The organism is Pseudomonas sp. 34 E 7 (genome assembly GCF_900005715.1).
Classification (GTDB): domain Bacteria; phylum Pseudomonadota; class Gammaproteobacteria; order Pseudomonadales; family Pseudomonadaceae; genus Aquipseudomonas; species Aquipseudomonas orientalis_A.
This window is the reverse complement of the sequence record NZ_CVTX01000145.1, coordinates 191,316-214,461: the sequence shown is the minus strand read 5'-3', so window position 1 is coordinate 214,461 and position 23,146 is coordinate 191,316. Positions and strand designations below refer to the sequence as shown.

Below are 23,146 nucleotides of genomic sequence, written 5' to 3'. Positions count from 1 at the left end.
CGAAAACTACTTAACTCATTGTTTACCAAGGAGTTTTCCGTTTCGACTGCGCCGGAAGTGGGGCGAATTATAGGCGCACAGAATCTGCCGTCAACGACTAATTTCGTTTTCTTATCAAATAGTTAGGATTGATCAGAAAACGACCGACGCCCCCTCTATATAGAAGAGATACCTCAGATAACGCCAGCCTCTCTTAAAGCAGCCACGTTCGACGGCGCCAGCCCCAGCACACTTTGCAGCACTTGAACCGTATGCTCACCCAACAGCGGAGGCGCATTACGATATTCCACGGGCGTCTTGGAAAGCCGGATGGGACTGGCAACCTGAGGCACCATCCCCGCCAACGCGTGAGGCAACTCTATGGCCAGCCCGCGCGCCTTGACCTGCGGATCGGCGAACATCTGCGCCAGATCATTGATCGGCCCACACGGCACACCTACCTTCTCCAGCTGCGATACCCACTCTGCCGTAGTCTTGAACACGGTCGCCTGCCGAATCAGTGGAACCAGCACCGCACGATTGGCAACTCGCATCTTATTCGTAGAGAACCGCGGATCATCCGCCCACTGGGGTTGCCCGGCCACCTCGGCGAACTTGCGAAACTGCCCGTCGTTACCCACGGTCAGGATGAAATCACCATCAGCCGTAGGAAAGTCCTGATAAGGCACGATGTTCGGATGCGCATTGCCCAAGCGCTTTGGCGAAACTCCGGTGGTCAGGTAGTTCATCGCCTGGTTAGCCAGGCAAGCTACCTGCACATCCAGCAGCGCCATATCAATATGCTGCCCACCGCCGTCGTGATCCCGGTGAGCAAGCGCCGCCAGGATGGCTACGGTCGAATAAAGCCCGGTGAGAATATCGGTCAATGCCACCCCAACCTTCACCGGCCCCGCGCCCTCATCCCCCTCAGGACGACCGGTGAGACTCATCAACCCACCCAGCCCTTGAATCATGAAGTCATAGCCGGCACGGGTTGCATAAGGGCCGGTCTGGCCAAAGCCGGTAATCGAGCAATAGATCAACTCCGGATTGATCGCCTTGAGCGACTCATAATCCAGACCATAAGCCGCCAGGCCACCCACCTTGAAGTTCTCGATTAGAATGTCCGACTTGGCAGCCAGGTCACGCACCAGCTTCTGCCCCTCAGGCTTGGTGAAGTCGATGGTCACCGACGCCTTGTTCCGGTTGGCGGACAGGTAGTACGCGGCCTCACTGGTGTTCTCACCATCAGCATCCTTGAGAAAAGGCGGCCCCCAGGCGCGCGTGTCGTCACCATTGCCCGGCCTTTCGACCTTGATCACCTCGGCCCCAAGGTCCGCGAGTATCTGCCCGGACCAAGGGCCCGCCAGTACTCGCGATAAATCCAGTACACGCAGATGCGAAAGCGCGCCCATGTCCGTGCTCCTATTAATAGAAGGCCTGAAGACCGGTTTGCGCGCGCCCCAGGATCAAGGCATGCACGTCATGCGTACCTTCATAGGTGTTGACCACTTCCAGGTTGACCAGATGACGCGCCACCCCGAACTCGTCGGAGATGCCGTTGCCGCCCAGCATGTCCCGGGCCATGCGCGCGATATCCAGAGACTTACCACATGAGTTGCGCTTCATGATCGAAGTAATCTCAACCGCCGCCGTTCCCTCATCCTTCATCCGCCCCAGGCGCAGACAACCTTGCAGCGCCAACGTGATCTCGGTCTGCATGTCGGCCAGCTTCTTCTGGATCAACTGCGTCGCCGCCAACGGGCGACCAAACTGATGACGATCAAGGGTGTACTGGCGCGCGGTATGCCAGCAGAACTCCGCAGCCCCCAGCGCGCCCCAGGAGATGCCGTATCGCGCCGAATTCAGGCAAGTAAAAGGACCTTTCAAGCCACGCACGTCCGGAAAGATGTTCTCTTCGGGCACAAACACGTTGTCCATGACAATTTCGCCCGTAATGGACGACCGCAAACCGACCTTGCCGTGAATCGCCGGAGCACTCAGGCCTTTCCAGCCCTTCTCCAGTACAAAACCGCGGATGTCGCCGGCGTCGTCCTTGCCCCACACCACAAACACGTCGGCGATCGGGCTGTTGGTGATCCACATCTTCGCGCCAGTCAGGCTGTAGCCGCCTTCCACTTTGCGCGCACGGGTAATCATCGCGCCTGGATCAGAACCGTGGTTGGGCTCGGTGAGACCGAAGCAGCCGATCCATTCGCCGGAGGCCAGTTTCGGCAGGTACTTTTGCTTTTGCGCTTCGGTGCCGAATTCATTGATCGGCACCATGACCAATGAGGACTGCACACTCATCATCGAGCGATAACCGGAATCGACACGCTCGACTTCACGGGCAATCAACCCATAGCTGACGTAGTTCAAGCCACTGCCACCGTATTGCTCGGGAATCATGGCCCCCAGCAAGCCGGTTTCGCCCATCTCGCGGAAGATCGCGGGGTCGGTCTTTTCATGACGGAAAGCTTCAAGCACACGGGGCGCCAACTTGTCCCGAGCAAACTGCTCGGCACTGTCGCGCACCATGCGCTCTTCTTCGGTGAGCTGTTGATCCAGCAGCAGCGGATCGATCCAGTTGAAGCTTGCCTTGCCAGCCATGAATAAGTCCTCACGAAAAGAATCAAAACGTCGTGCAGGCAGACTAGGCCGGGGCGACGCCGAGGGCAAACGAGGTTTCTGCATGGGGTTGTGCTAATTTCTCACTTCGTAACGCCTGACAAGGCCAAAAAAGCGCCTTATATGTGAGGACAATGTACATGCGCAGGAAAATCCCCAGCACTACCGCGCTTATCAGTTTCGAAGCAGCCGCCCGCCACGAGAGCTTCACCAAGGCCGCACAGGAGCTTTCCATCACTCAAGGTGCGATCTGCCGACAGATCGCCAGCCTTGAAGAATTTTTGAGTGTCGAACTGTTTCGACGCTCGCGGCGCGGTGTAAAGCTGACGGAGGCGGGGCTGTCTTATAGCCGCAGGGTGGCAACGCAACTGGATGCAGTAGAACGCGACACCCTTTCAGCCATGGGCCAGCAGGGCGCGAATGTCATCGAACTGGCCGTGGTACCGACTTTCGGCACCCAATGGTTGATCCCGCGCCTGAAGGACTTTCAACAGCGGCACCCGGAAGTGACGGTCAACCTGACCAACCGCACGCGCCCCTTCCTGTTTGCCGACACCGAGTTCGACGCTGCGATCTATTTCGGTGATGCCGACTGGTCCGGCACCGAATCCCATAGGCTCATGGGGGAAAACCCCGTCCCCGTGTGCAGCCCACGCTTACTCGGCGACCGCGCGTACTTTACCCCCCAGGAAATGGCCGACCTGCCCCTCTTGCAGCAGACAACGCGCCCTTATGCCTGGCGTCAGTGGTTCAACGCCCAACAGATGAGCGTTCCCCGCGACATGACAGGCCCGCGTTACGAGCTATTCTCAATGTTGTCCCAGGCGGCAATGCATGACATGGGCATTGCGCTGATCCCACCCTTCCTGATCCAGCGAGAGTTGAAAGAGCAGCACCTGGTGATCGCGAGCCACCAAACCCTGCCCAGCGATAAGGCGTATTACCTGATGATTCCGGAACGAAAGGTCAAATCCGCGTCCCTGCATGCGTTCCGCGATTGGCTCATCGAGCAATCTCGGCGCTACAACCCCGACACCCAAGGCCAACCCCCATTTACTGACCTTGTAGTCAACTAAATCAAAGCACTACAGATATACGCGGATGTCGCATTTAAACAGACTGTATCTGTTGAACAAAAAAGGAGCGCAAAGCCATGAATAATAAGGCTTGCAGCGACTATTACGGTTCAATAACCGACTATTCACGCCGACGATTAAAAAACCGCGCGTTACCGCCTACAAGCCTTTAATTGCTTGTATTTAAAGGGGTTATTTCGGCGCATTGCGACAATCAGTCACAGGGTGACTTGTAGTTAATTTTTCGTCACCCGTCATAATCCCTTGAAGGCCGTAAAGTTCGCCTGCAAAATGCCGCGCCCCGCTGTCATTTCAGCGGGATCGTGCTGATCGGCCGCCCCAGTTGCGCCACTCACGGCGCACTGGCCTTTTTACAAAAAGATCAAAAGCAAAAAGATCATGCAGGAGATTTGACGTGCACATTGGTGTTCCTCTCGAAACCCAGACCGGTGAAACGCGGGTGGCTGCCACCCCGGAAACCATCAAGAAGCTGATCGGCCAGGGCCATAAGGTCACTGTACAAAGCGGTGCCGGCATCAAAGCCAGCATCGTCGACAGTGCCTATGAAACGGCAGGCGCAACCATTGGCAGCGCCAGCGATGCGTTTGGCGCCGAACTGATCCTCAAGGTGGTTGCTCCCAGCGACAGCGAACTGGCGCTGATCAAAAGCGGCACCGTATTGGTGGGCATGCTCAACCCGTTCAGCAACGAAACCATCGCCAAGCTCGCAGAGCGCGGCATCACGGCCTTCGCGCTCGAAGCTGCGCCACGCACCTCCCGGGCCCAGAGCCTGGATGTGCTGTCCTCCCAAGCCAATATCGCCGGCTATAAGGCCGTGTTGCTGGCTGCCCACCACTACCCGCGCTTCATGCCGATGTTGATGACCGCCGCAGGCACGGTGAAAGCCGCTCGCGTGTTGATCCTCGGCGCCGGCGTTGCAGGCCTTCAGGCGATTGCCACGGCGAAACGCCTGGGTGCGGTGATCGAAGCGTCTGACGTTCGCCCGGCCGTGAAGGAGCAGATCGAATCCCTCGGTGCCAAGTTCGTTGATGTGCCTTACGAAACCGATGAGGAGCGCGAATGCGCGGTCGGCGTCGGCGGTTACGCACGTCCCATGCCCAGCAGCTGGATGCAGCGCCAGGCCCTGGCGGTGCATGAGCGCGCCAAGCAGGCCGACATCGTCATCACCACGGCGTTAATCCCAGGCCGTAAAGCGCCGACCTTGCTCAGCGCCGAAACCGTCGCGCAGATGAAGCCCGGCTCGGTGGTCATCGACCTCGCGGCAGCCCAGGGCGGCAACTGCCCGCTGACGGTTGCAGATCAAGTCGTGGTGGAAAACGGCGTGATCATCTGCGGCCCGACCAACCTGGCCGGCGCCGTGGCAGCCGATGCCTCGGCCCTGTACGCGCGCAACCTGCTGGACTTTCTGAAACTGGTGTTCACCCAGGAAGGGCAGTTTGAAATCAACCTCGAAGACGACATCGTCGCCGCGTGCCTGATGTGCCGCGACGGCCAAGTCATCCGCAAAAACGCCTAAGCAGGGATTCAGACGATGGAAGAGCTTATCTCCCCCGGTATCTACAACCTGATCATCTTTGTGCTGGCGATTTATGTCGGTTACCACGTGGTCTGGAACGTGACACCCGCGCTGCACACGCCGTTGATGGCCGTAACCAACGCCATTTCGGCAATCGTGATCGTCGGCGCCATGCTCGCCGCCGCCCTCACGGTCACACCGCTGGGCAAGACCATGGGCACCCTGGCTGTGGCCCTGGCGGCGGTCAATGTGTTTGGTGGTTTCCTGGTCACCCGGCGAATGCTTGAGATGTTCAAGAAAAAAGCCCCGAAAGTAAAAGAAGAGGCGCCCAAGTAATGAGCATGAACCTCGTCACGACGCTCTACCTGATTGCGTCGATCTGCTTCATCCAGGCCCTCAAAGGCCTCTCGCACCCGACCACTTCGCGGCGCGGCAACCTGTTCGGCATGCTCGGCATGGCGCTGGCGGTACTCACCACCGTTGGCCTCATCTATAAGCTCGGCGCTGAGCTGGCGACGGCCGGTATCGGCTATGTGATCGTCGGCCTGCTGATCGGCGGCACCGCCGGCTCGGTCATGGCCAAGCGCGTCGAAATGACCAAGATGCCGGAACTGGTCGCGTTCATGCACAGCATGATCGGCCTGGCTGCGGTATTCATCGCCATCGCGGCGGTCGTCGAACCGCAATCGCTGGGTATCGTCAAGCACCTGGGCGACGCCATTCCTGCGGGCAACCGCCTGGAACTGTTCCTGGGTGCCGCCATCGGTGCAATTACCTTCTCCGGTTCGGTGATCGCTTTCGGCAAGCTCTCCGGCAAGTACAAGTTCCGCCTGTTCCAGGGCGCACCGGTGCAGTTCGGCGGCCAGCACAAGCTCAACCTGGTGCTGGGCCTGCTGACGCTGGGCCTGGGCCTGGCCTTCATGTTCACCGGCAACCTCACGGCCTTCGCCGTGATGCTGGCCCTGGCCTTTGTACTGGGCGTGCTGATCATCATCCCCATCGGCGGCGCCGACATGCCGGTGGTTGTCTCGATGCTCAACAGCTACTCCGGCTGGGCAGCGGCAGGGATCGGCTTCTCGCTGAACAACTCGATGCTGATCATCGCCGGCTCCCTGGTGGGCTCCAGCGGCGCGATCCTGTCGTACATCATGTGCAAGGCCATGAACCGCTCCTTCTTCAATGTGCTGCTCGGCGGCTTCGGCAATGCGCCGGACGCCGGTGCTGCGGCAGGTTCCAAGGAAGCACGCCCGGTGAAGTCCGGCTCGGCCGACGATGCGACTTTCCTGCTGACCAACGCCGACACCGTGATCATCGTGCCGGGTTACGGCCTGGCCGTGGCTCGGGCGCAACACGCGCTCAAGGAACTGACCGAGAAGCTGACTCATCGCGGTGTGACGGTAAAGTACGCGATCCACCCTGTGGCGGGCCGTATGCCCGGGCACATGAACGTACTGCTGGCCGAGGCCGAAGTGCCGTACGACCAGGTGTTCGAGATGGAAGACATCAACTCCGAGTTCGGTCAGGCCGACGTGGTACTGGTGCTGGGCGCGAACGACGTGGTCAACCCGGCCGCCAAGAACGATCCGAACTCACCGATCGCCGGCATGCCGATCCTTGAAGCGTTCAAGGCCAAGACCATCATCGTCAACAAGCGCTCGATGGCCAGCGGCTACGCAGGCCTGGACAACGAGTTGTTCTACCTGGACAAGACCATGATGGTCTTCGGTGATGCCAAAAAGGTTATCGAAGATATGGTCAAAGCTGTCGAATAACACTGCGCCAGCGCAGTACCCGAAACCCCGGCCTGAGATAGGCTGGGGTTTTTTCGTTCCCATGCTCTGCGTGGGAATGCAGCCAGGGATGCTCTGCGTCCCGCTGTGCACACTCCGATGAAACCCGACCAAAGGCTCTAAATCGCCACTCGGCATTCGACCATGGTAGCGGGCCGAAACTTTTTGAAATCACTACACTGCCCAACTTGCTTCCGCAGCCTGAGATAACCATTCATGTACCGTGATCGTATCCGCTTGCCTTCGTTGTTGAACAAGGTCATGAGCGCGGCAGACGCCGCTGCACTGATCGAGGACGGCATGACCGTCGGCATGAGCGGCTTCACCCGCGCCGGTGAAGCCAAGGCCGTCCCCCACGCCCTGGCCGAGCGCGCCAAGACGTCCCCGCTGAAAATCACCCTGATGACCGGTGCCAGCCTGGGCAACGACCTGGACAAGCAATTGACCGAAGCCGGCGTGCTGTCACGCCGCATGCCGTTCCAGGTCGATAGCACCTTGCGCAAGGCAATCAACGCCGGCGAAGTGATGTTTATCGATCAGCACCTGTCGGAAACCGTCGAGCAACTGCGCAACAACCAGCTCAAGTTGCCGGACATCGCCGTGATTGAAGCCGTTGCCATCACCGAACAAGGCCATATCGTGCCCACCACCTCGGTGGGCAACTCTGCCAGCTTCGCGATTTTTGCCAAGCAAGTCATCGTCGAGATCAACCTGGCGCACAACCCGAACCTGGAGGGGCTGCACGACATTTATATCCCTTCCTATCGGCCAACTCGCACGCCGATTCCGCTGGTCAAAGTCGACGATCGTATTGGCAGCCCGGCGATTCCCATCCCGCCCGAGAAAATCGTCGCCATTGTGATCACCAACCAGGCCGATTCCGCCTCCACCGTGACGCCACCCGACAGCGACACCCAGGGCATCGCCAACCACCTGATCAACTTTCTGAAACAGGAAGTCGATGCCGGGCGTATGACCAACAAGCTCGGCCCGCTGCAGGCCGGTATCGGCAACATCGCCAACGCAGTGATGTGCGGCTTGATTGACTCGCCGTTCGAAGACTTGACCATGTATTCGGAAGTGCTGCAGGACTCGACGTTCGACCTGATCGACGCGGGCAAGCTGAGCTTCGCCTCCGGCAGCTCGATTACCCTGTCGGAGCGGCGCAATGCCGATGTGTTCGGCAATCTTGCGCACTACAAGGACAAGCTGGTGCTGCGCCCGCAGGAAATCTCCAACCATCCTGAAGTGGTGCGCCGCCTGGGCATCATCGGCATCAATACAGCGCTGGAGTTCGATATCTACGGCAACGTCAATTCCACCCACGTCTGCGGCACGCGGATGATGAACGGTATTGGCGGCTCCGGGGACTTTGCGCGCAATGCGCACCTGGCGATTTTCGTGACCAAGTCGATTGCCAAGGGCGGCGCGATTTCAAGCGTGGTGCCGATGGTCAGCCATGTGGACCATACCGAACATGACGTCGACATCCTGGTGACCGAAGTGGGCCTGGCGGACTTGCGTGGCCTGGCACCCCGCGAGCGTGCCCGCGTGATCATCGACAACTGTGTGCACCCGGCGTATCGCGACGCACTGAACGGCTACTTCGTTGCCGCCTGCGCTATCGGCGGGCATACCCCGCATATCCTGCGCGACGCACTGAGCTGGCACATTAACCTGGAAGAAACCGGGCACATGCTCAAGGCTTGAGGGATATACAACCGGGTTGGTGCCAATACAGTTTCATCGGCCCGGTGTTTGATCGCTATATCTATCAAAAACTGTACTGCTGTACCGGTAATTTCCTACAGAAATATCCCACGACCCTCGTCGAAAAAGCCGATTTCGCACCGTTACGGTGCGCACAGGTACAGTTGCCCCCATTTCGTACCGTACAGCCTCTATAAACAGTTAACTGGCCCCTCACAATACAGGTGAACTGTATCTAGAGAGTCTTGCGTGCGAGGAGGATCATTGGCATCAGTTAAACCACTACCTAATCCCGCCACAAGCGGAAGGATGTCATCATGGAACGTACACTCAGTTCCGAACTGTTCTTCGAAGAAAAAGCTGTTAACACCCAGGCTTCCCTGCCTTTGCGCGTTCTCGCCAACCTGATGTTGTGGCAGCGCCGCATCTCCAGCCGCCACCAATTGGCTCGTCTGGATTCGCGTCTGCTGGCTGATGCCGGTATCAGCGAAGCTCAACGCTACGAAGAGCTGAGCAAGCCGTTCTGGCGCTGATTGGCGCTCGCTGGCCCTGACCCGCCGGGTCCACCGCCAGCACTCTGATTTGTCAAAGCAAAGCCCGCCCCGGGTAACCGGAGGCGGGCTTTGTTGTATCTGGATATGGGAACCGGAAACAGCAGCCCTCTACCAGACCAGTACAGTTTTCGTATTTATAAATAACACCACAACAGTTAACCGCAGGCTTCCGAATGAGCAAGCGGTGACCTAATATCCAGTCACCACGTGGCGAACCTTGTAGAACGGGCGTCAGATGCCCAATTGCCCAACGTCCGTTTCACTGTGGCGGTTCTACGCCACCTTATTTGCTCATCTACAGGAGTCACCCCATGTCCCGTCTTCGCCTGCTGTGCACCGCCGCCCTGTTGGCCGTTGCTGCCAACGCCAACGCGAGCAGCTTTATCGTCACCACCGATTCGATCGTCGGCGCGCTGAAAGCCACCTCCGACGCCACGTCCGATGCCACCTCCTCCCTGCGCGACAACAAGGTGGTGCGAGCCGCCCGTGACGACGCGGCCAGCTTTGTCGCAAGCGAAGGCGCCATCCGTGGTGTGAAACTGGAAAGCGCACTGGCGCAGATCCGCCAGCAGGCACCGCAATTGAACACTGCCACTGACGCTCAATTGGCCCAGGCAATCCTGGCGATCTAACGCCAGGGCCGGCAGGAAGGGCCGTCACTGCACTGGCTCTCACCCGGTCATTGCGCTAGCCTTGGCGCTCGTTTTCAGTTGTCGAGTGCCATGGCTTTTTCATACCGCCTGTTGATTGTTCCAGTAATGCTCTGTGCCTGCTGGGCACCATTGGCTTCGGCCTTTGACGTCTCTGTTCAGAGCACCGTTGCCAGCGCGTACGCCACCAGCAAGGTGACGTCTGCGCCGTTTGATAACAAGTTGGTCCGGGTCGCCAGGGATGATGCTGCTGCTTTCATTGCCACAGACGGCCAATGGCGGGGCGCACGCCTGGAGTCCGCGCTGGATTACCTGCGCCGCACCCAGCCAAAACTTCATGCAAGCGACCTTGAACTGGCGCAGGCAATTCTCGTCCAATAATCATCTTTGTATAGCCATCTTTGTATTGGAGTCACCCCATGCGTAGCCCGTTGATCGTCGCCGCCCTCGGCCTGCTGTTTCTGGCTGATGTCGCCCAGGCGCAAACCCTGAAGGCCACCAGCAACATCGTGGTTCGCGCTTCGGCGCGCACCATTGATTTCACCTCTGACACCACCACCTCGATCCGCGATTCCAAGATCGTGCGCGAAGCCCATGATGATGCCGCCAGTTTCGTCGCCACCCATGGCGAGATCCGTGGCGCGCAACTCGAGGCCGCCTTTGAAACCCTGCGCACCCGCGTACCAGAAGCCCGTGATGCCAGCGACCAGACGCTCGCCGAAGCTATCCTCGCTCTGTGAGGCGAATCAAGGCCTGGCTCCTGGCCGGGGCTGTGCTGCTGTGTGCCGGTGCGGCCCAGGCCAGCCTGCAACTGCAGCTCAAGACCGATGGCCTGAGCCCGGCTGAACAGCAGGCCAGCCAGGCATTGCTCGATGAAGCGATGGGCGCCCTGCCGCCGCGCTTCATCGAGCAGCTGGACCGCCGCATCGAGGTCGGCTGGACCGACAAGATGCCTGAAAACGCTTACGGCCAGGCCTCCCTGGTGTCCGAGCTGGACCTCAACCGAAACCTGCTGGCCAGCCTGACCGACGGCAGCGCCGCCACCCGCAAAACCAACCGCCCCCACGGCACCGTGCGCCGGGAAATGCTCGCCACTGTGCTGCATGAACTGACCCACATCTATGACCGTGCGCGCCTGTGGTCCAAAGACGAGCGCGCCCTGATCCAGCGCTGCAGCCGCCAGAACAACATCACCGGCCTGATTGGCCTGCCCGATCAATGCCGTGGCCAGAACGACCGTCGCTTCACCCTGAGTGACGACCCTCGCCTGCTGGACCTCGCCGGCTGGCCGCAATATGTCGGCCGTCGCGGCGAACGCGAGCAGCACAACAACCAGGTGGTTCGCAGCCCGGATATCTACGAAACCACCAGCCCGCTGGAATTCGTCGCGGTCAACATGGAGTACTTCCTCCTCGACCCCAGCTACGCCTGTCGCCGTCCCGCGCTGGCGCGCTATTACAAGGAACATTTCGGCTGGGCGCCGCCGGGGCAGGATAAGTGCGGCAATACCTACGCCTTTCTGAACGCCGGCAACGATTTCGCCAAGACCCCGCTCGGCCAGATCAACCCGGAACGTGTGTACGAAATCGACTACCTGCTCGCCGAAGCCAACCAGAATCTGGTGAGCCGCTGGGGCCATAGCATGCTGCGCCTGGTGATCTGCGCGCCCGGCCGTCCTCGCGGGCCGGATTGCCGGCTGGACCTGGATCAGCACCTGGTGCTGTCCTACCGCGCCTTCGTCGGTGACGTACAGCTGTCGAGCTGGGATGGCCTGGTGGGCAAATACCCGTCGCGACTGTTTGTCCTGCCGCTGGCCCAAGTCATCGACGAGTACACCAAGACCGAACTGCGTGGCCTGGCGTCAGTGCCGCTCAAGCTCAATCGCCAGGAAATCAACGAAACAGTCGAACACGCCGCCGAGATGCACTGGAGCTACGACGGCAACTACTTCTTCATTTCCAACAACTGTGCGGTGGAAAGCTTGAAGCTGTTGCGCAGTGGCAGCGCCAACCCGCAATTGACCGGCCTGGACAACATCACCCCCAACGGCTTGCTGGAGGTGCTCAGCGCACGCGGGTTGGCCGACACCAGCGTACTGAATGACAAGCGCGAAGCGTTGCGCCTGGGCTATCACTTTGACTCGTTCCGCGAGCGCTACCAGGCGATGTTCGATGTACTGCGCAAGCGCCTGCCGATCAAGCAGACCCAAGTCGAAGACTGGCTGTCGCTGAATGCGCAGGAGCGCCGCCAATGGTTCAGCCAGGCCGACTTGCGAACCAGCGCCGCGCTGCTGTTGCTGGAGCAGGCCAGCTTTCGCAAACAATTGATGCTCGCCCAGGACGAAGTCAAACAACGCTACCTCAATGCGCGGGAGCTGAAGAACGGTGGCATGGAAAAAGCCAACAACACGTTGCAGCAAATCCTCGCCAACAGCGGCTTCCTCAGTCGCCCCGCCGAATTGCTCGACAGTGGCGGCTACGGCCTGCCGCAGCCTTCGGAGGCCAAGCGGCTGGAATCGGAAAGTGCCGAGCGCCAGAAGCAACTGCAATCGCTGACCGGCGAGCTGGATAAAGAAGTCAGGGCGCTGCTCGATCCGTCCCGCGCTGCCGAGATTGCCGCTTGCGAAGCCAATCTCAAGCAAATGGGCGAACACCTGCGAGCGTTGCATAAAGCGGCCGGCGGCCTCGAACTGCCGTAAACACTCAGCGAATCAAGTAATTCCAATGTGGGAGGGGGCTTGCCCCCTCCCACATTTTTTTATCCGCATAAGCCTCAAGACCGAATGTCACCTGTTTTCCCGGCGAAAGCTGGCTGAAAGCTTACCCGTCTAGGATCGCCCCACTGTCGGCAATAGACCGACTGTTAACAACAACAATGGTGATTCCCGATGTCCGCCCGTACCCGTCTGTTTTTCCCTACTCCCCCCGTACGCCTCGTGCCTTTCGTTCTGCGCTGACCCCACCCGGTTCGCCATTCCCTAGCCGCGCTACGCCTGGAGTATTCCTATGCTGACTTTCCTTGGCTTTGCCATGGTCATCACGTTCATGTTCCTGATCATGACCAAGCGCCTGTCTGCGCTGATCGCCTTGATCATCGTGCCGATCCTGTTCGCGCTGTTCGGCGGCTTCGCGCCGAAGATCGGCCCGATGATGCTCGAAGGCATCACCAAGCTCGCGCCGACCGGCGTGATGCTGATGTTTGCCATCCTCTACTTTGCCCTGATGATCGACTCCGGCCTGTTCGACCCGGCCGTGCGCAAGATTCTCAAGATGGTCAAGGGCGACCCGCTGAAAGTCTCGGTCGGCACCGCCGTGCTGGCCCTGGTGGTGTCCCTCGACGGTGACGGCGCCACCACGTACATGATCTGCGTCGCTGCGATGCTGCCGCTGTACAAGCGCATCGGCATGAGCCCGCGCATCATGGCCGGCCTGATTATTCTTGCCGGTGGCGTGATGAACATGACCCCCTGGGGCGGCCCAACCGCTCGCGCCGCCAGCGCGCTGCATGTGGACCCCTCGGACATCTTCGTACCGATGATCCCGGCCATGGCGGCCGGCGTGGTAGCGATCCTGGCGATTGCCTATATGTACGGCAAGCGCGAGCGTGCACGCCTGGGTGAACTGCATCTGCAAGGCGACGAGATCGACCACAGCGAAATCAGCGTGTCGCAATTTCCCGACGCCCGCCGTCCGAAGCTGATCTGGTTCAACGGCGCGCTGACGCTTGCCCTGATGTGCACGCTGATCGCCGGCCTGCTGCCGCTGCCCGTGCTGTTCATGGTGGCGTTCAGTATCGCGATGATCGTCAACTACCCATGCCTGCAGCAGCAGAAAGACCGCGTCGCCGCCCACGCCGGCAGCGTATTGGCGGTGGTCGGGCTGATCTTCGCCGCCGGCATCTTCACCGGCATCCTGTCGGGCACCGGCATGGTCGACGCCATGTCCAAGAGCCTGCTGGCGGTTATCCCTGAAGCCTTGGGACCGTACCTGGCGGTCATCACGGCGCTGGTGAGCATGCCGTTTACCTTCTTCATGTCCAACGATGCGTTCTACTATGGCGTGCTGCCCGTGCTGGCCGAAGCTGCCAGCCACTACGGCATCACCGCCGTGGAGATGGCGCGTGCGTCGATCGTCGGGCAACCGGTGCATCTGCTCAGCCCACTGGTACCCTCCACCTACTTGCTGGTCGCCCTGGCAGGTATCGAGTTTGGTGATCACCAGCGCTTCACCCTCAAGTGGGCAGTGCTGGTATGCCTGTGCATAATGTTCGCCGCGCTGCTGATGGGGATTTTTCCGCTGTTCAGCACTCTATAATCGTACCGACTCACTCACCGCGCGGCGCTACAGTCCGCGCGGTCTAATACTTGCTCAAAGGAATACACATGGAATGGCTGACCAATCCGGAAATCTGGATTGCCTTCTTCACCCTGACGGCGCTCGAGATCGTCCTGGGCATCGATAACATCATCATGATTTCGATCCTGGTCAGCCGCATGCCCAAGCACATGCAGGCGCGCACCCGGATCTTCGGCCTGGCCCTGGCGATGGTCACGCGCATCCTGTTGCTGCTGTCGATCACCTGGGTCATGCAACTGACCGCCGACCTGTTCGTGGTCTTCGGCCAGGGCATCTCCGGTCGCGACCTGATCCTGTTCTTCGGTGGCTTGTTCCTGCTGTGGAAAAGCTCCCAGGAGATGTACCACGCCCTGGAAGGTGAAGACGAAACCCACGACGAACCGGGTGGCAAGGGTGGCAAGTTCATCTACACCATCATCCAGATCGCGATCATCGACATCGTGTTCTCCCTGGACTCGGTCATCACCGCCGTCGGCATGGTTTCCCATGTGCCGGTCATGGTCGCCGCCATCGTGGTTGCCGTATTGGTGATGATGCTGGCCGCCGGCACCATCAGCGAATTCATCGACAAGCACCCGTCGCTGAAGATGCTGGCGCTGTCGTTCCTGCTGGTGGTGGGTACCGTGCTGATCGCCGAATCCTTCGACGTTCACGTGCCAAAAGGCTACGTCTACTTCGCCATGGCGTTCTCGCTGGCGGTGGAAGCGGTGAACATCAAGATGCGCACCGCCATCGCGAAAAAGAAGAAGCAGCAGGATCCGGTGAAACTGCGCAAAGATATCCCGGGTCAATAAATTCAACCCGCTGTCGATCATTCCCACGCTCCGCGTGGGAATGCCGCCTCGGACGCTTCGCGTCCCGATCTTCATGACAGTTTTGTTTCAATCCCGCGTTCAGCTATGCGATGCTGGCGCAGAGCCCATTCGCCAACTACAGCTTAACCACAAGACGTAGAACGGCACGCGGCAACTTTCCTTCGCTCCTGCTGGAGCTCACCCACACGGGGGGCCGAGCATGCTGACCTTGCTCAATCTGCTTTCCGCCGTGACCCTGCTGATCTGGGGCACGCACATCGTCCGTACCGGCATCCTGCGGGTCTACGGCTCCAACTTGCGCCAAGTCATCGGGCAGAACATGTCCAAGCGCTGGCTGGCGTTTGTCGCCGGTATCCTGGTGACGGCCATGGTGCAGAGCAGCAATGCCACGGCAATGCTGGTGACGTCCTTTGTCGGCCAGGGGTTGATGAGCCTTACGCCCGCCCTGGCCACCATGCTCGGCGCCGACGTCGGTACCGCGTTGATGGCGCGGGTGCTGACCTTCGACCTGTCGTGGTTGTCACCGCTGCTGATCTTCCTCGGGGTGATTTTTTTCCTGTCGCGCAAACAGACGCGGGCAGGGCAGTTGGGCCGGGTCGGGATCGGCCTCGGGCTGATCATCCTGGCCCTGCAATTGATCGTCGAAGCCGCCGGGCCGATTACCCATGCCCAGGGCGTCAAAGTCATCTTCGCTTCGCTGACCGGCGATATCCTGCTCGACGCCCTGGTCGGTGCGCTGTTCGCGATGATTTCCTACTCCAGCCTCGCCGCAGTGCTGCTTACGGCAACCCTGGCCGGTGCCGGCGTGATCGGTCTGCACGTGGCCATCGGCCTGGTCATCGGCGCCAACATCGGCAGTGGCATCCTGGCCTTTCTCAGCACCAGCATGCAAAACACCGCCGGGCGGCAAGTCGCCTTGGGCAGCCTGTTGTACAAATTGATCGGCCTGCTGCTGATCATTCCGGTACTCGACCCACTCGTCCGCTGGATGGACGGCCTGGACTACAGCACCCAAGGCATGGTCATCACCTTTCACCTGCTCTACAACGTCAGCCGCTGCCTGATTCTGTTGCCCACTATTGGCCCGATGGCGCGGCTGTGCGAATGGCTGCTGCCGGAGCGTCCCGAGACCAACGGCAAAGCCAAGCCGCGCCATCTGGACCTGGCCTCGCTGAACACGCCGAGCCTGGCGCTGGCCAACGCCGCCCGCGAAACCCTGCGGCTCGGCGACCTGATCGACAACATGCTCACCTCGATGCAGGAAGTGCTGCGCGGCAACCAAACCGCCATTACCCAGCAAATGCGCAGCCTCAGCGATGACGTCGAGGCGCTTTATAGCGCGATCAAACTTTACCTGGCGCAAATGCCCCGTGAAGACCTGAGTGAGCAGGACAATCGACGCTGGGCAGAAATCATCGAACTGTCGATCAACCTGAAGCTGGCAGGCGACCTGATCGAGCGCATGCTGCGCAAAGTGCAGCAGCAGAAGACGTCCCAGCGCCGGCAATTTTCCGAAGTCGGCCTGGAAGAACTCAGCGGCCTGCACAGCCAACTGATCGCCAATCTGCGCCTGGGCCTGTCGGTATTCCTCAGCGGCGACCCGGAAAGCGCCCGCCAATTACTGCGGGAGAAACGCCGCTTTCGCGCCCAGGAGCGGCGCCTGGCCCACGCTCACGTCAGCCGCTTGCAGCGTAAAATCGTACAGAGCCTGGAAACCAGCTCCCTGCACCTGGAGCTGATCGCCGACATGAAGCGCCTGAACTCGTTGTTTTGCAGCAGCGCTTATGTCGTGTTGGAAACATCCGACACCGGCGCACTCTCCGCCGACGATATTGCCGACATCACCCATTCGCCCTGAACGTACGCCAGCGAGCGAAGTCAGTTAACAACGGACCTCATTCGCCAGGAAGCTTGTTATGCGTCGCCTGTTACTCGCCTGCCTGCTCATGGGCTCGGCACACACCTTTGCCTTTGACCGCCTGCAGGTCGAAGGCTATACCTTGCCCAACGGCCTGCAATTGCTGCTCAAACCGGGCAACGAGCGCGGGCATGTGGCGATCCGCCTGGTAGTCGGCGTGGGCCTGGACGATTTCAGCTGCGACCAGAAAGAGCTGCCGCATTTGTTCGAGCACCTGCTGTTCAGCGGCATCGACGGCGGTAACGAAGGCGACCTCGAAGACCGCATGCAGGCCCTGGGCGGGGAGTGGAACGCCTACACCAGCAACGCCGACACCACGTTCGTGATCGAGGCGCCCGCGCAGAACCAGCGCAAGGTATTGGATCTGCTGCTGGCAATCGTCACCCGCACCCAACTGACCGACGCCAATATCAACGCCGCCAAGCAGGTGGTCGAGCGCGAGGACGGTGGCCATTATTCCCACTTGCAACGCCTGCTGGACCGCCAGGACTTGGGCCACAACGCCAGCAACCAGCTGGCCGTCGAGTTGGGCCTCAAGTGCGCCGAACGCGCCGAGGTCAACGCTCTGACCCGCGACCAGTTGGAGGCGCTGCGCAAAAACTGGTACGCACCGAACAACATGACCCTGATCGTCGTCGGCGACCTGGACAAACTGCTGCCGGCCTACCTGGAACGCACCTATGGCCAGCTCGACCCGGTAGAGCCGAGCGAACATCGACCGCTGCCGCAAATCCAGCAGGCCGCCGCCAGTCATCGCGACCTGATCCACGGCTGGGTCGGCGACAATGCCAAGCTGCACTGGCTGTTCCCGGAGCCGGTGCTGGAAGACCAGCATGATGAAACCTACGACCTGCTCAAGGACTACCTCGACTGGGCGTTGTACCGCCAATTGCGCCTCAGGCACGGCCTGTCCTACGGGCCCTGGAGCGAGCGTGAAGTGCTCGGCGGCGTTGGCTTCCTGAGCCTGAACGCCGACCTCGAACGGGAAAACCTCGAGCAAGCCGAGCAGGTATTGCAAGACCTCAAGGCCCGCTTGCTCAAGGATGGCCTCGACCCGGCGGTGTTCGCGCGCCTGCAGCAAGCCGCCATTGCACGTCAGGCCTGGGCCGTGCAGGGCAACAGCGCGCTGGCCGACTATTATTGGAGCGCCGCCGGCGAATATGACGATGGGCGCTTCAGCGACCCGGCCAAACGTATCAAGGCCGTGACCCTGGCCCAGACCAATCAGGCCATGCGCCAGGTATTGGAGCAGCCGGGCTACTGGCGCATCGAAAAACCGCTGTTGAGCTACAACGCCCTGAGCTGGATAGGCGCGGGCGTGCTGGGACTGATCGCGGTTGCGTGGATCGCCCTGCGGTTTTATCGCAAACGGCTCGCTTAATGAGGCGCCGAACAGCGGACCAAGACGTTATTCTGTCGCGGATTTTTCTAACCCTTATTGTGAATCGCCCATGCCAAACCTGCCGCCCCTTATCCAGCGCGTTATAGAACTGATCAAGCGCTACCCTGGGGTGATCGCACTCGGCGGCTTCATCTCGGGTGTGGGCAGCTTCATCCTGGTGGACCGCCAGCAAGGCATGGCCAGTTGGATCGCCGTGATCCTGCTGGTGAGCTGGTTGTGGCTGATGCTGGAAAACAGCTTCACCCAGCTGTTCACCAAGCTGTTCAACCGCGAGATACCGGAACCGCTGCTGCGCTATGCGACCCAGATGATCCACCAGGAAAGTCTGTTTTTCGTGTTGCCGTTCTTTTTCGTCACCACGGCCTGGAACAGCGGCCAATCGGCGTTCACCGGCCTGCTCGGCGCGGCGGCGCTGGTCTCGATCATCGACCCGCTGTATTACAAGTGGCTGGCGCCCAAGCGCTCGCTGTTCCTCGCCTTGCATACGCTGACATTGTTCGCCGCACTGCTGACCGCGCTGCCGATCATCCTGCACCTGACGACCGCCGAAAGTTACAAACTGGCACTGGGCGTCGCCATGGCCCTGTCGATTCCGAGCCTGGCCGCCAGCCTGCCGCTGCGCAGCGTCAAAGGCTGGGCAATGCTGCTGGGGGTGACAGCCGCTATTGGCTGCGCCGGCTGGTTGCTGCGTAGCTGGGTGCCACCTGCCACCCTGTGGATGACTGAAGTGGCCATCAGCACCCAGCTGCAAGACCGCACACCGGGCGACGACCTCAAGCAAGTCAGCGCCGCCCAGCTGCGCAGCGGCGGACTGTACGCCTACACCGCAATCAACGCGCCCCGCGGCCTCGATGAGCGGATCTACCATGTGTGGAAATTCAACGGCAAGGAAGTCGACCGCATTGCCCTGGATATCCATGGCGGCCGCAAGGAGGGCTACCGCGCCTGGACGCACAAGCAGAACTTCCCGCCGGATGCGGTAGGCCGCTGGCAGGTGCGGGTGCTCACCGAAGACGGGCAAGTGATTGGCGTGCTGCGCTTTAACGTCACCGACTCAGCACAAACGGACAACCCGCCATAGGCCCGATCGTGCTATTACGTAGCAATTGTGGACAGCCAAATACGCTCGGAGCTTATGACCACTCCCACGACGGCCGGCGCGGCCCAACTCGATACGTCCCGCACACCGCCGTTGCTGCGCATTACCGGTGACTGGACGCTTGCCCATTACGCAAAGCTGAAGAAGCTGTCGAACACACTCGACGGCCAATACGACGCCGGCGCGCACATCGACCTTAACGGCCTCGGCGCCCTGGATACTGCCGGCGCTTCGCTGCTGGTGGAGTTGCTGGGCCCCGAACGTATCGAACGCTCCGCCGAGCAGAGCGATTGCAGCCTGTCCGCCGCCGACCGGGCACTGCTCAAGACGGTCTACCGCTCGCTCAATGATTTTTGCGTACCGCTCAAGGAGCCGGAAGAGGGCGCCGGTGTGCAACTGCTGGCGCGCATCGGCCGCGCCGTGGACACCGTCTGGCAAGACGGGATGAAACTGTTGGGCTTCATCGGCCTGATCCTCGAAACCTTCGTGCGCGGCATCCTGCGGCCCAAGCGCTGGCGCCTGACGCCGGTGGTCGCGCATATCGAACAGACCGGCCTGGATGCCGCGCCGATCGTTGCGCTGCTGACCTTTCTGGTCGGCGCCGTGGTGGCCTTCCTCGGCGCCACCGTGCTCAAGAGCTTCGGCGCGACGATCTTCACCGTGGACCTGGTGGCGTTTTCATTCCTGCGCGAATTTGGCGTGTTGCTCACCGCCATCCTGATCGCCGGTCGCACGGCCAGCGCCTTTACCGCACAAATCGGCTCGATGAAGGCCAACGAAGAAATCGACGCGATCCGCACCCTGGGCCTGGACCCGATGGAGCTGCTGGTGCTGCCGCGGGTCCTGGCATTGCTGGTGGCGCTGCCGATGCTGACATTCCTGGCGATGCTCTCGGGGATTGTCGGCGGTGGCGTGGTGTGTGCGGTGGCTCTGGATATTTCGCCGGCGATGTTTCTGTCGCTGCTGCAATCGGACATCGGCGTGCAGCATTTTCTGGTGGGCATGGTGAAAGCGCCGATCTTCGCGTTCCTGATTGCCGCGATCGGTTGCCTGGAAGGCTTCAAGGTCAGCGGCAGTGCCGAGTCGGTCGGCGCGCACACCACCTCCAGCGTGGTGCAGTCGATTTTCGTGGTGATCGTGCTGGACGCGGTCGCGGCAATGTTTTTCATGGAGATGGGCTGGTGAGTCGTCTGCATCGAGCGCCCACTGAGGCGGTGATTGAAGTTCGCGGCCTGTGCAATCGCTTTGGCAGCCAGAGCGTGCACGAGCATCTCGACCTGGATTTGTACAAGGGCGAGATCCTGGCGGTGGTCGGCGGCTCCGGCAGCGGCAAGTCGGTGTTGCTGCGCAGCATCGTCGGCCTGCGGCGACCCAGCGAGGGGCAAGTGCGGGTATTGGGCAAGGACCTGCCGAATTTGTCCGAGCATGAACGTTCACTGGTGGAACGGCGCTTCGGCGTGCTGTTCCAGAAGGGCGCCTTGTTTTCCTCGCTGACCGTCACCGAGAACGTCGCCTTGCCGTTGATCGAGCACGCCGGGCTCAGCCGCGCCGATGCCGAGCATCTGGCGGCGGTCAAGCTGGCCTTGGCCGGGCTGCCGTTGTCGGCGGCCGACAAGTACCCGGCGTCGCTGTCCGGCGGCATGATCAAGCGCGCCGCCCTGGCGCGCGCGCTGGCCCTGGACCCGGACATCCTGTTTCTCGACGAACCCACCGCCGGCCTCGACCCGATTGGCGCGGCGCAATTCGACCAACTGATCCTGACCCTGCGCGACGCGCTGGGCTTGAGTGTGTTCCTGGTCACCCACGACCTCGACACGCTGTACACCATCACCGACCGCGTGGCGGTGCTGGCGCAGAAGAAAGTCCTGGTGGCGGACGCCATCGATGTCGTCTCGGAAACCGACGACGCCTGGATCCACGACTATTTCCACGGCCCCCGAGGCCGCGCGGCATTGGATGCCGCTCAATCGCTCAACGAGGTATGACATGGAAACCCGAGCCCATCATGTGATGATCGGACTGTTCAGCGTAATAGTGGTGGTCGGCGCGATGCTGTTCGGCCTGTGGCTGGCCAAATCCAGCGTCGACAGCGCCTTCCAGGACTATGAGGTGGTGTTCAACGAAGCGGTCAGCGGCCTGTCCCAGGGCAGCTCGGTGCAGTACAGCGGGATCAAGGTGGGCGATGTCACCAGCCTGCGCCTGGACCCCAAGGACCCGCGCCGCGTGCTGGCGCGCATCCGCCTGGCCGGGCAAACGCCGATCAAGGAAGACACCCAGGCCAAACTGGCACTGACCGGCATCACCGGCACGTCGATCATCCAACTCAGCGGCGGCACTCCGCAGAGCCCGGAACTCAAGGGCAAGGACGGCAACCTGCCGGAGATCATCGCGTCGCCTTCGCCCATCGCCCGCCTGCTCAATAACAGCAACGACCTGATGACCAGCGTCAACCTGCTGCTGCATAACGCCAACCAGCTGTTCTCCCGGGAAAACGTCGAACGCTTGAGCACCACCCTGGACAATCTGCAGCAAACCACCGGCGCCATCGCAGAACAGCGCGGCAACATCAAAGTGGTGATGCAGCAATTGATGCAAGTGAGCAAGCAGGCCGGCGGCGCGCTGGAACAGACCACCGTATTGATGCGCAACGCCAACGGATTGCTCAACGACCAAGGCAAGCAAGCCTTTGGCAGCGCGGAGCAGGCAATGAAGTCCCTCGAGCAAAGCACCGCCACCCTCAATACCTTGCTGGCCAACAACAAGGACTCGGTGAACAGCGGTCTGCAGGGCCTCAATGAACTGGCGCCGGCCGTGCGCGAACTGCGCGAAACCCTCGGTTCGCTGCGCGCCATCTCCCGCCGCCTGGAAGCCAACCCCAGCGGTTACCTGCTGGGCAGTGACAAGAACAAGGAGTTCACGCCATGAAGCGCGCTTACCGAATCATCGCCCCCGTGGCCTTTGCATTGATGAGCGCGTGCTCGATCCTGCCCAAGCCGGACCCGTCCGACGTCTACCGCCTGGCGTCGACCCAGCCCGTCAGCCAAGGTACGCCGGTGAGCTGGTCACTGCGCGTGACCAAGCCACAGACCAGCGAATTTCTCGACAGCCCACGCATCGCGGTGGTGCCCAATGGCGATTTGATCAGCAGCTATGCCCACTCGCGCTGGAGCGATCCGGCGCCGGTGCTGTTGCGCAATCGCCTGCTGGATGGCTTCCAGCGTGATGGGCGGGTGACGCTGTTGAGTACCGATGAGACCAACCTGCAGGCGGACTATGAGCTGGGAGGACAGTTACAGGCGTTTCAGAGCGAATACCACGGCACGGCAGTGGAGGTGGTGATTCGCCTGGATGCTCGGCTGGTGCGCGGCAGTGATCAGCGGATTATTGCCAGCCGGCGGTTTGAGGTAAGGCAGCAGGTGGGGGATACCAAGGTGCCGACGGTGGTGGCTGCTTTTGGGCAAGCCGGGGATCAACTGAATAGGCAGGTAGTGGATTGGGTTGTGGCGCAAGGCAATACTGCTGCGAAACACTGAAGGCCTCATCGGGGGCAAGCCCCCTCCCACAGTTTGAATGTGTTCACAGATCTAAATGTGGGAGGGGCGGTGCGACGATTCGACTTGCCCCCGATGGCTA

The 23,146-nt window shown here is 60.7% G+C and carries 21 protein-coding genes; 19 read left to right on the top strand and 2 right to left on the bottom strand.

What is annotated here, in order from left to right; all coding sequences use genetic code 11:
* Nucleotides 1–173 precede the first annotated feature (173 nt).
* Entirely contained in the window at nucleotides 174–1,394 is a 1,221-nt protein-coding gene (locus tag BFP96_RS15520) for a CaiB/BaiF CoA transferase family protein (protein WP_065936537.1), read from the bottom strand.
* 13 nt (nucleotides 1,395–1,407) lie between these two features.
* Nucleotides 1,408–2,589: an acyl-CoA dehydrogenase gene (locus BFP96_RS15515; RefSeq protein ID WP_065936536.1), complete on the bottom strand. Its 1,182-nt coding sequence runs from the start codon at nucleotides 2,587–2,589 to the stop codon at nucleotides 1,408–1,410.
* Between the two features lie 158 nt (nucleotides 2,590–2,747).
* Here BFP96_RS15515 and BFP96_RS15510 point away from each other — a divergent pair, with 158 nt between their 5' ends.
* The 19 genes from BFP96_RS15510 (at nucleotide 2,748) to BFP96_RS15420 (ending at nucleotide 23,046) form a co-directional block, all read left to right on the top strand.
* A complete protein-coding gene (locus BFP96_RS15510; protein ID WP_065936535.1) occupies nucleotides 2,748–3,683 on the top strand; it encodes a LysR family transcriptional regulator in 936 nt (311 codons plus the stop codon).
* Between the two features lie 415 nt (nucleotides 3,684–4,098).
* Nucleotides 4,099–5,220: a Re/Si-specific NAD(P)(+) transhydrogenase subunit alpha gene (locus tag BFP96_RS15505; protein ID WP_065933572.1), complete on the top strand. Its 1,122-nt coding sequence runs from the start codon at nucleotides 4,099–4,101 to the stop codon at nucleotides 5,218–5,220.
* Between the two features lie 15 nt (nucleotides 5,221–5,235).
* Nucleotides 5,236–5,556 (top strand): NAD(P) transhydrogenase subunit alpha, encoded by a 321-nt coding sequence (locus BFP96_RS15500; RefSeq protein ID WP_003187417.1) that lies wholly within the window; start codon nucleotides 5,236–5,238, stop codon nucleotides 5,554–5,556.
* Complete coding sequence (locus BFP96_RS15495; protein ID WP_065886797.1) at nucleotides 5,556–6,992, top strand: NAD(P)(+) transhydrogenase (Re/Si-specific) subunit beta; 1,437 nt, start codon at nucleotides 5,556–5,558, stop codon at nucleotides 6,990–6,992. The genes BFP96_RS15500 and BFP96_RS15495 overlap by 1 nt, the downstream gene beginning before the upstream one ends.
* Nucleotides 6,993–7,226: 234 nt before the next feature.
* Nucleotides 7,227–8,720: an acetyl-CoA hydrolase/transferase family protein gene (locus BFP96_RS15490; protein ID WP_065886796.1), complete on the top strand. Its 1,494-nt coding sequence runs from the start codon at nucleotides 7,227–7,229 to the stop codon at nucleotides 8,718–8,720.
* A 317-nt stretch (nucleotides 8,721–9,037) separates the two neighbouring features.
* On the top strand, nucleotides 9,038–9,253 hold the full coding sequence (locus BFP96_RS15485) for a DUF1127 domain-containing protein (RefSeq protein ID WP_003187413.1): 216 nt from the start codon (nucleotides 9,038–9,040) through the stop codon (nucleotides 9,251–9,253).
* Between the two features lie 332 nt (nucleotides 9,254–9,585).
* On the top strand, nucleotides 9,586–9,906 hold the full coding sequence (locus tag BFP96_RS15480) for a DUF2388 domain-containing protein (RefSeq protein WP_057725665.1): 321 nt from the start codon (nucleotides 9,586–9,588) through the stop codon (nucleotides 9,904–9,906).
* A gap of 90 nt (nucleotides 9,907–9,996) precedes the next feature.
* The gene (locus BFP96_RS15475) at nucleotides 9,997–10,305 is read left to right on the top strand and encodes a DUF2388 domain-containing protein (RefSeq protein WP_065886812.1); all 309 of its coding nucleotides are present in this window, start codon (nucleotides 9,997–9,999) and stop codon (nucleotides 10,303–10,305) included.
* 38 nt (nucleotides 10,306–10,343) lie between these two features.
* Entirely contained in the window at nucleotides 10,344–10,664 is a 321-nt protein-coding gene (locus tag BFP96_RS15470) for a DUF2388 domain-containing protein (RefSeq protein WP_065897866.1), read from the top strand.
* Nucleotides 10,661–12,622, top strand: coding sequence for a DUF7844 domain-containing protein (locus BFP96_RS15465; protein ID WP_065936534.1), 1,962 nt, complete (start codon nucleotides 10,661–10,663; stop codon nucleotides 12,620–12,622). The genes BFP96_RS15470 and BFP96_RS15465 overlap by 4 nt, the downstream gene beginning before the upstream one ends.
* 307 nt (nucleotides 12,623–12,929) lie before the next feature.
* A complete protein-coding gene (locus tag BFP96_RS15460; protein ID WP_065886794.1) occupies nucleotides 12,930–14,237 on the top strand; it encodes a CitMHS family transporter in 1,308 nt (435 codons plus the stop codon).
* Nucleotides 14,238–14,305: 68 nt separating this feature from the next.
* A complete protein-coding gene (locus BFP96_RS15455) occupies nucleotides 14,306–15,073 on the top strand; it encodes a TerC family protein (RefSeq protein WP_017139071.1) in 768 nt (255 codons plus the stop codon).
* A gap of 220 nt (nucleotides 15,074–15,293) precedes the next feature.
* A complete protein-coding gene (locus BFP96_RS15450) occupies nucleotides 15,294–16,952 on the top strand; it encodes a Na/Pi cotransporter family protein (RefSeq protein ID WP_065895299.1) in 1,659 nt (552 codons plus the stop codon).
* Nucleotides 16,953–17,010: 58 nt separating this feature from the next.
* Entirely contained in the window at nucleotides 17,011–18,393 is a 1,383-nt protein-coding gene (locus tag BFP96_RS15445) for a M16 family metallopeptidase (protein WP_065936533.1), read from the top strand.
* Between the two features lie 70 nt (nucleotides 18,394–18,463).
* Nucleotides 18,464–19,495 (top strand): DUF5924 family protein, encoded by a 1,032-nt coding sequence (locus BFP96_RS15440; protein WP_065936532.1) that lies wholly within the window; start codon nucleotides 18,464–18,466, stop codon nucleotides 19,493–19,495.
* Nucleotides 19,496–19,549: 54 nt separating this feature from the next.
* Complete coding sequence (locus tag BFP96_RS15435; protein ID WP_065897863.1) at nucleotides 19,550–20,698, top strand: ABC transporter permease; 1,149 nt, start codon at nucleotides 19,550–19,552, stop codon at nucleotides 20,696–20,698.
* On the top strand, nucleotides 20,695–21,498 hold the full coding sequence (locus BFP96_RS15430) for an ABC transporter ATP-binding protein (RefSeq protein WP_065936531.1): 804 nt from the start codon (nucleotides 20,695–20,697) through the stop codon (nucleotides 21,496–21,498). The genes BFP96_RS15435 and BFP96_RS15430 overlap by 4 nt, the downstream gene beginning before the upstream one ends.
* Before the next feature lies 1 nt (nucleotide 21,499).
* Entirely contained in the window at nucleotides 21,500–22,438 is a 939-nt protein-coding gene (locus BFP96_RS15425; RefSeq protein WP_065936530.1) for an MlaD family protein, read from the top strand.
* Nucleotides 22,435–23,046, top strand: a complete 612-nt coding sequence (locus tag BFP96_RS15420; protein WP_065936529.1) for an ABC-type transport auxiliary lipoprotein family protein — start codon at nucleotides 22,435–22,437, stop codon at nucleotides 23,044–23,046. The genes BFP96_RS15425 and BFP96_RS15420 overlap by 4 nt, the downstream gene beginning before the upstream one ends.
* Nucleotides 23,047–23,146: the final 100 nt, after the last annotated feature.

Coding starts and splice junctions, on each gene's coding strand:
- BFP96_RS15520 (WP_065936537.1), bottom strand. CDS start 1,394: ATGGGCGCGCTTTCGCATCTGCGTGTACTGGATTTATCGCGAGTACTG.
- BFP96_RS15515 (WP_065936536.1), bottom strand. CDS start 2,589: ATGGCTGGCAAGGCAAGCTTCAACTGGATCGATCCGCTGCTGCTGGAT.
- BFP96_RS15510 (WP_065936535.1), top strand. CDS start 2,748: ATGCGCAGGAAAATCCCCAGCACTACCGCGCTTATCAGTTTCGAAGCA.
- BFP96_RS15500 (WP_003187417.1), top strand. CDS start 5,236: ATGGAAGAGCTTATCTCCCCCGGTATCTACAACCTGATCATCTTTGTG.
- BFP96_RS15495 (WP_065886797.1), top strand. CDS start 5,556: ATGAGCATGAACCTCGTCACGACGCTCTACCTGATTGCGTCGATCTGC.
- BFP96_RS15490 (WP_065886796.1), top strand. CDS start 7,227: ATGTACCGTGATCGTATCCGCTTGCCTTCGTTGTTGAACAAGGTCATG.
- BFP96_RS15485 (WP_003187413.1), top strand. CDS start 9,038: ATGGAACGTACACTCAGTTCCGAACTGTTCTTCGAAGAAAAAGCTGTT.
- BFP96_RS15480 (WP_057725665.1), top strand. CDS start 9,586: ATGTCCCGTCTTCGCCTGCTGTGCACCGCCGCCCTGTTGGCCGTTGCT.
- BFP96_RS15475 (WP_065886812.1), top strand. CDS start 9,997: ATGGCTTTTTCATACCGCCTGTTGATTGTTCCAGTAATGCTCTGTGCC.
- BFP96_RS15470 (WP_065897866.1), top strand. CDS start 10,344: ATGCGTAGCCCGTTGATCGTCGCCGCCCTCGGCCTGCTGTTTCTGGCT.
- BFP96_RS15460 (WP_065886794.1), top strand. CDS start 12,930: ATGCTGACTTTCCTTGGCTTTGCCATGGTCATCACGTTCATGTTCCTG.
- BFP96_RS15455 (WP_017139071.1), top strand. CDS start 14,306: ATGGAATGGCTGACCAATCCGGAAATCTGGATTGCCTTCTTCACCCTG.
- BFP96_RS15450 (WP_065895299.1), top strand. CDS start 15,294: ATGCTGACCTTGCTCAATCTGCTTTCCGCCGTGACCCTGCTGATCTGG.
- BFP96_RS15445 (WP_065936533.1), top strand. CDS start 17,011: ATGCGTCGCCTGTTACTCGCCTGCCTGCTCATGGGCTCGGCACACACC.
- BFP96_RS15440 (WP_065936532.1), top strand. CDS start 18,464: ATGCCAAACCTGCCGCCCCTTATCCAGCGCGTTATAGAACTGATCAAG.
- BFP96_RS15435 (WP_065897863.1), top strand. CDS start 19,550: ATGACCACTCCCACGACGGCCGGCGCGGCCCAACTCGATACGTCCCGC.
- BFP96_RS15425 (WP_065936530.1), top strand. CDS start 21,500: ATGGAAACCCGAGCCCATCATGTGATGATCGGACTGTTCAGCGTAATA.
- BFP96_RS15420 (WP_065936529.1), top strand. CDS start 22,435: ATGAAGCGCGCTTACCGAATCATCGCCCCCGTGGCCTTTGCATTGATG.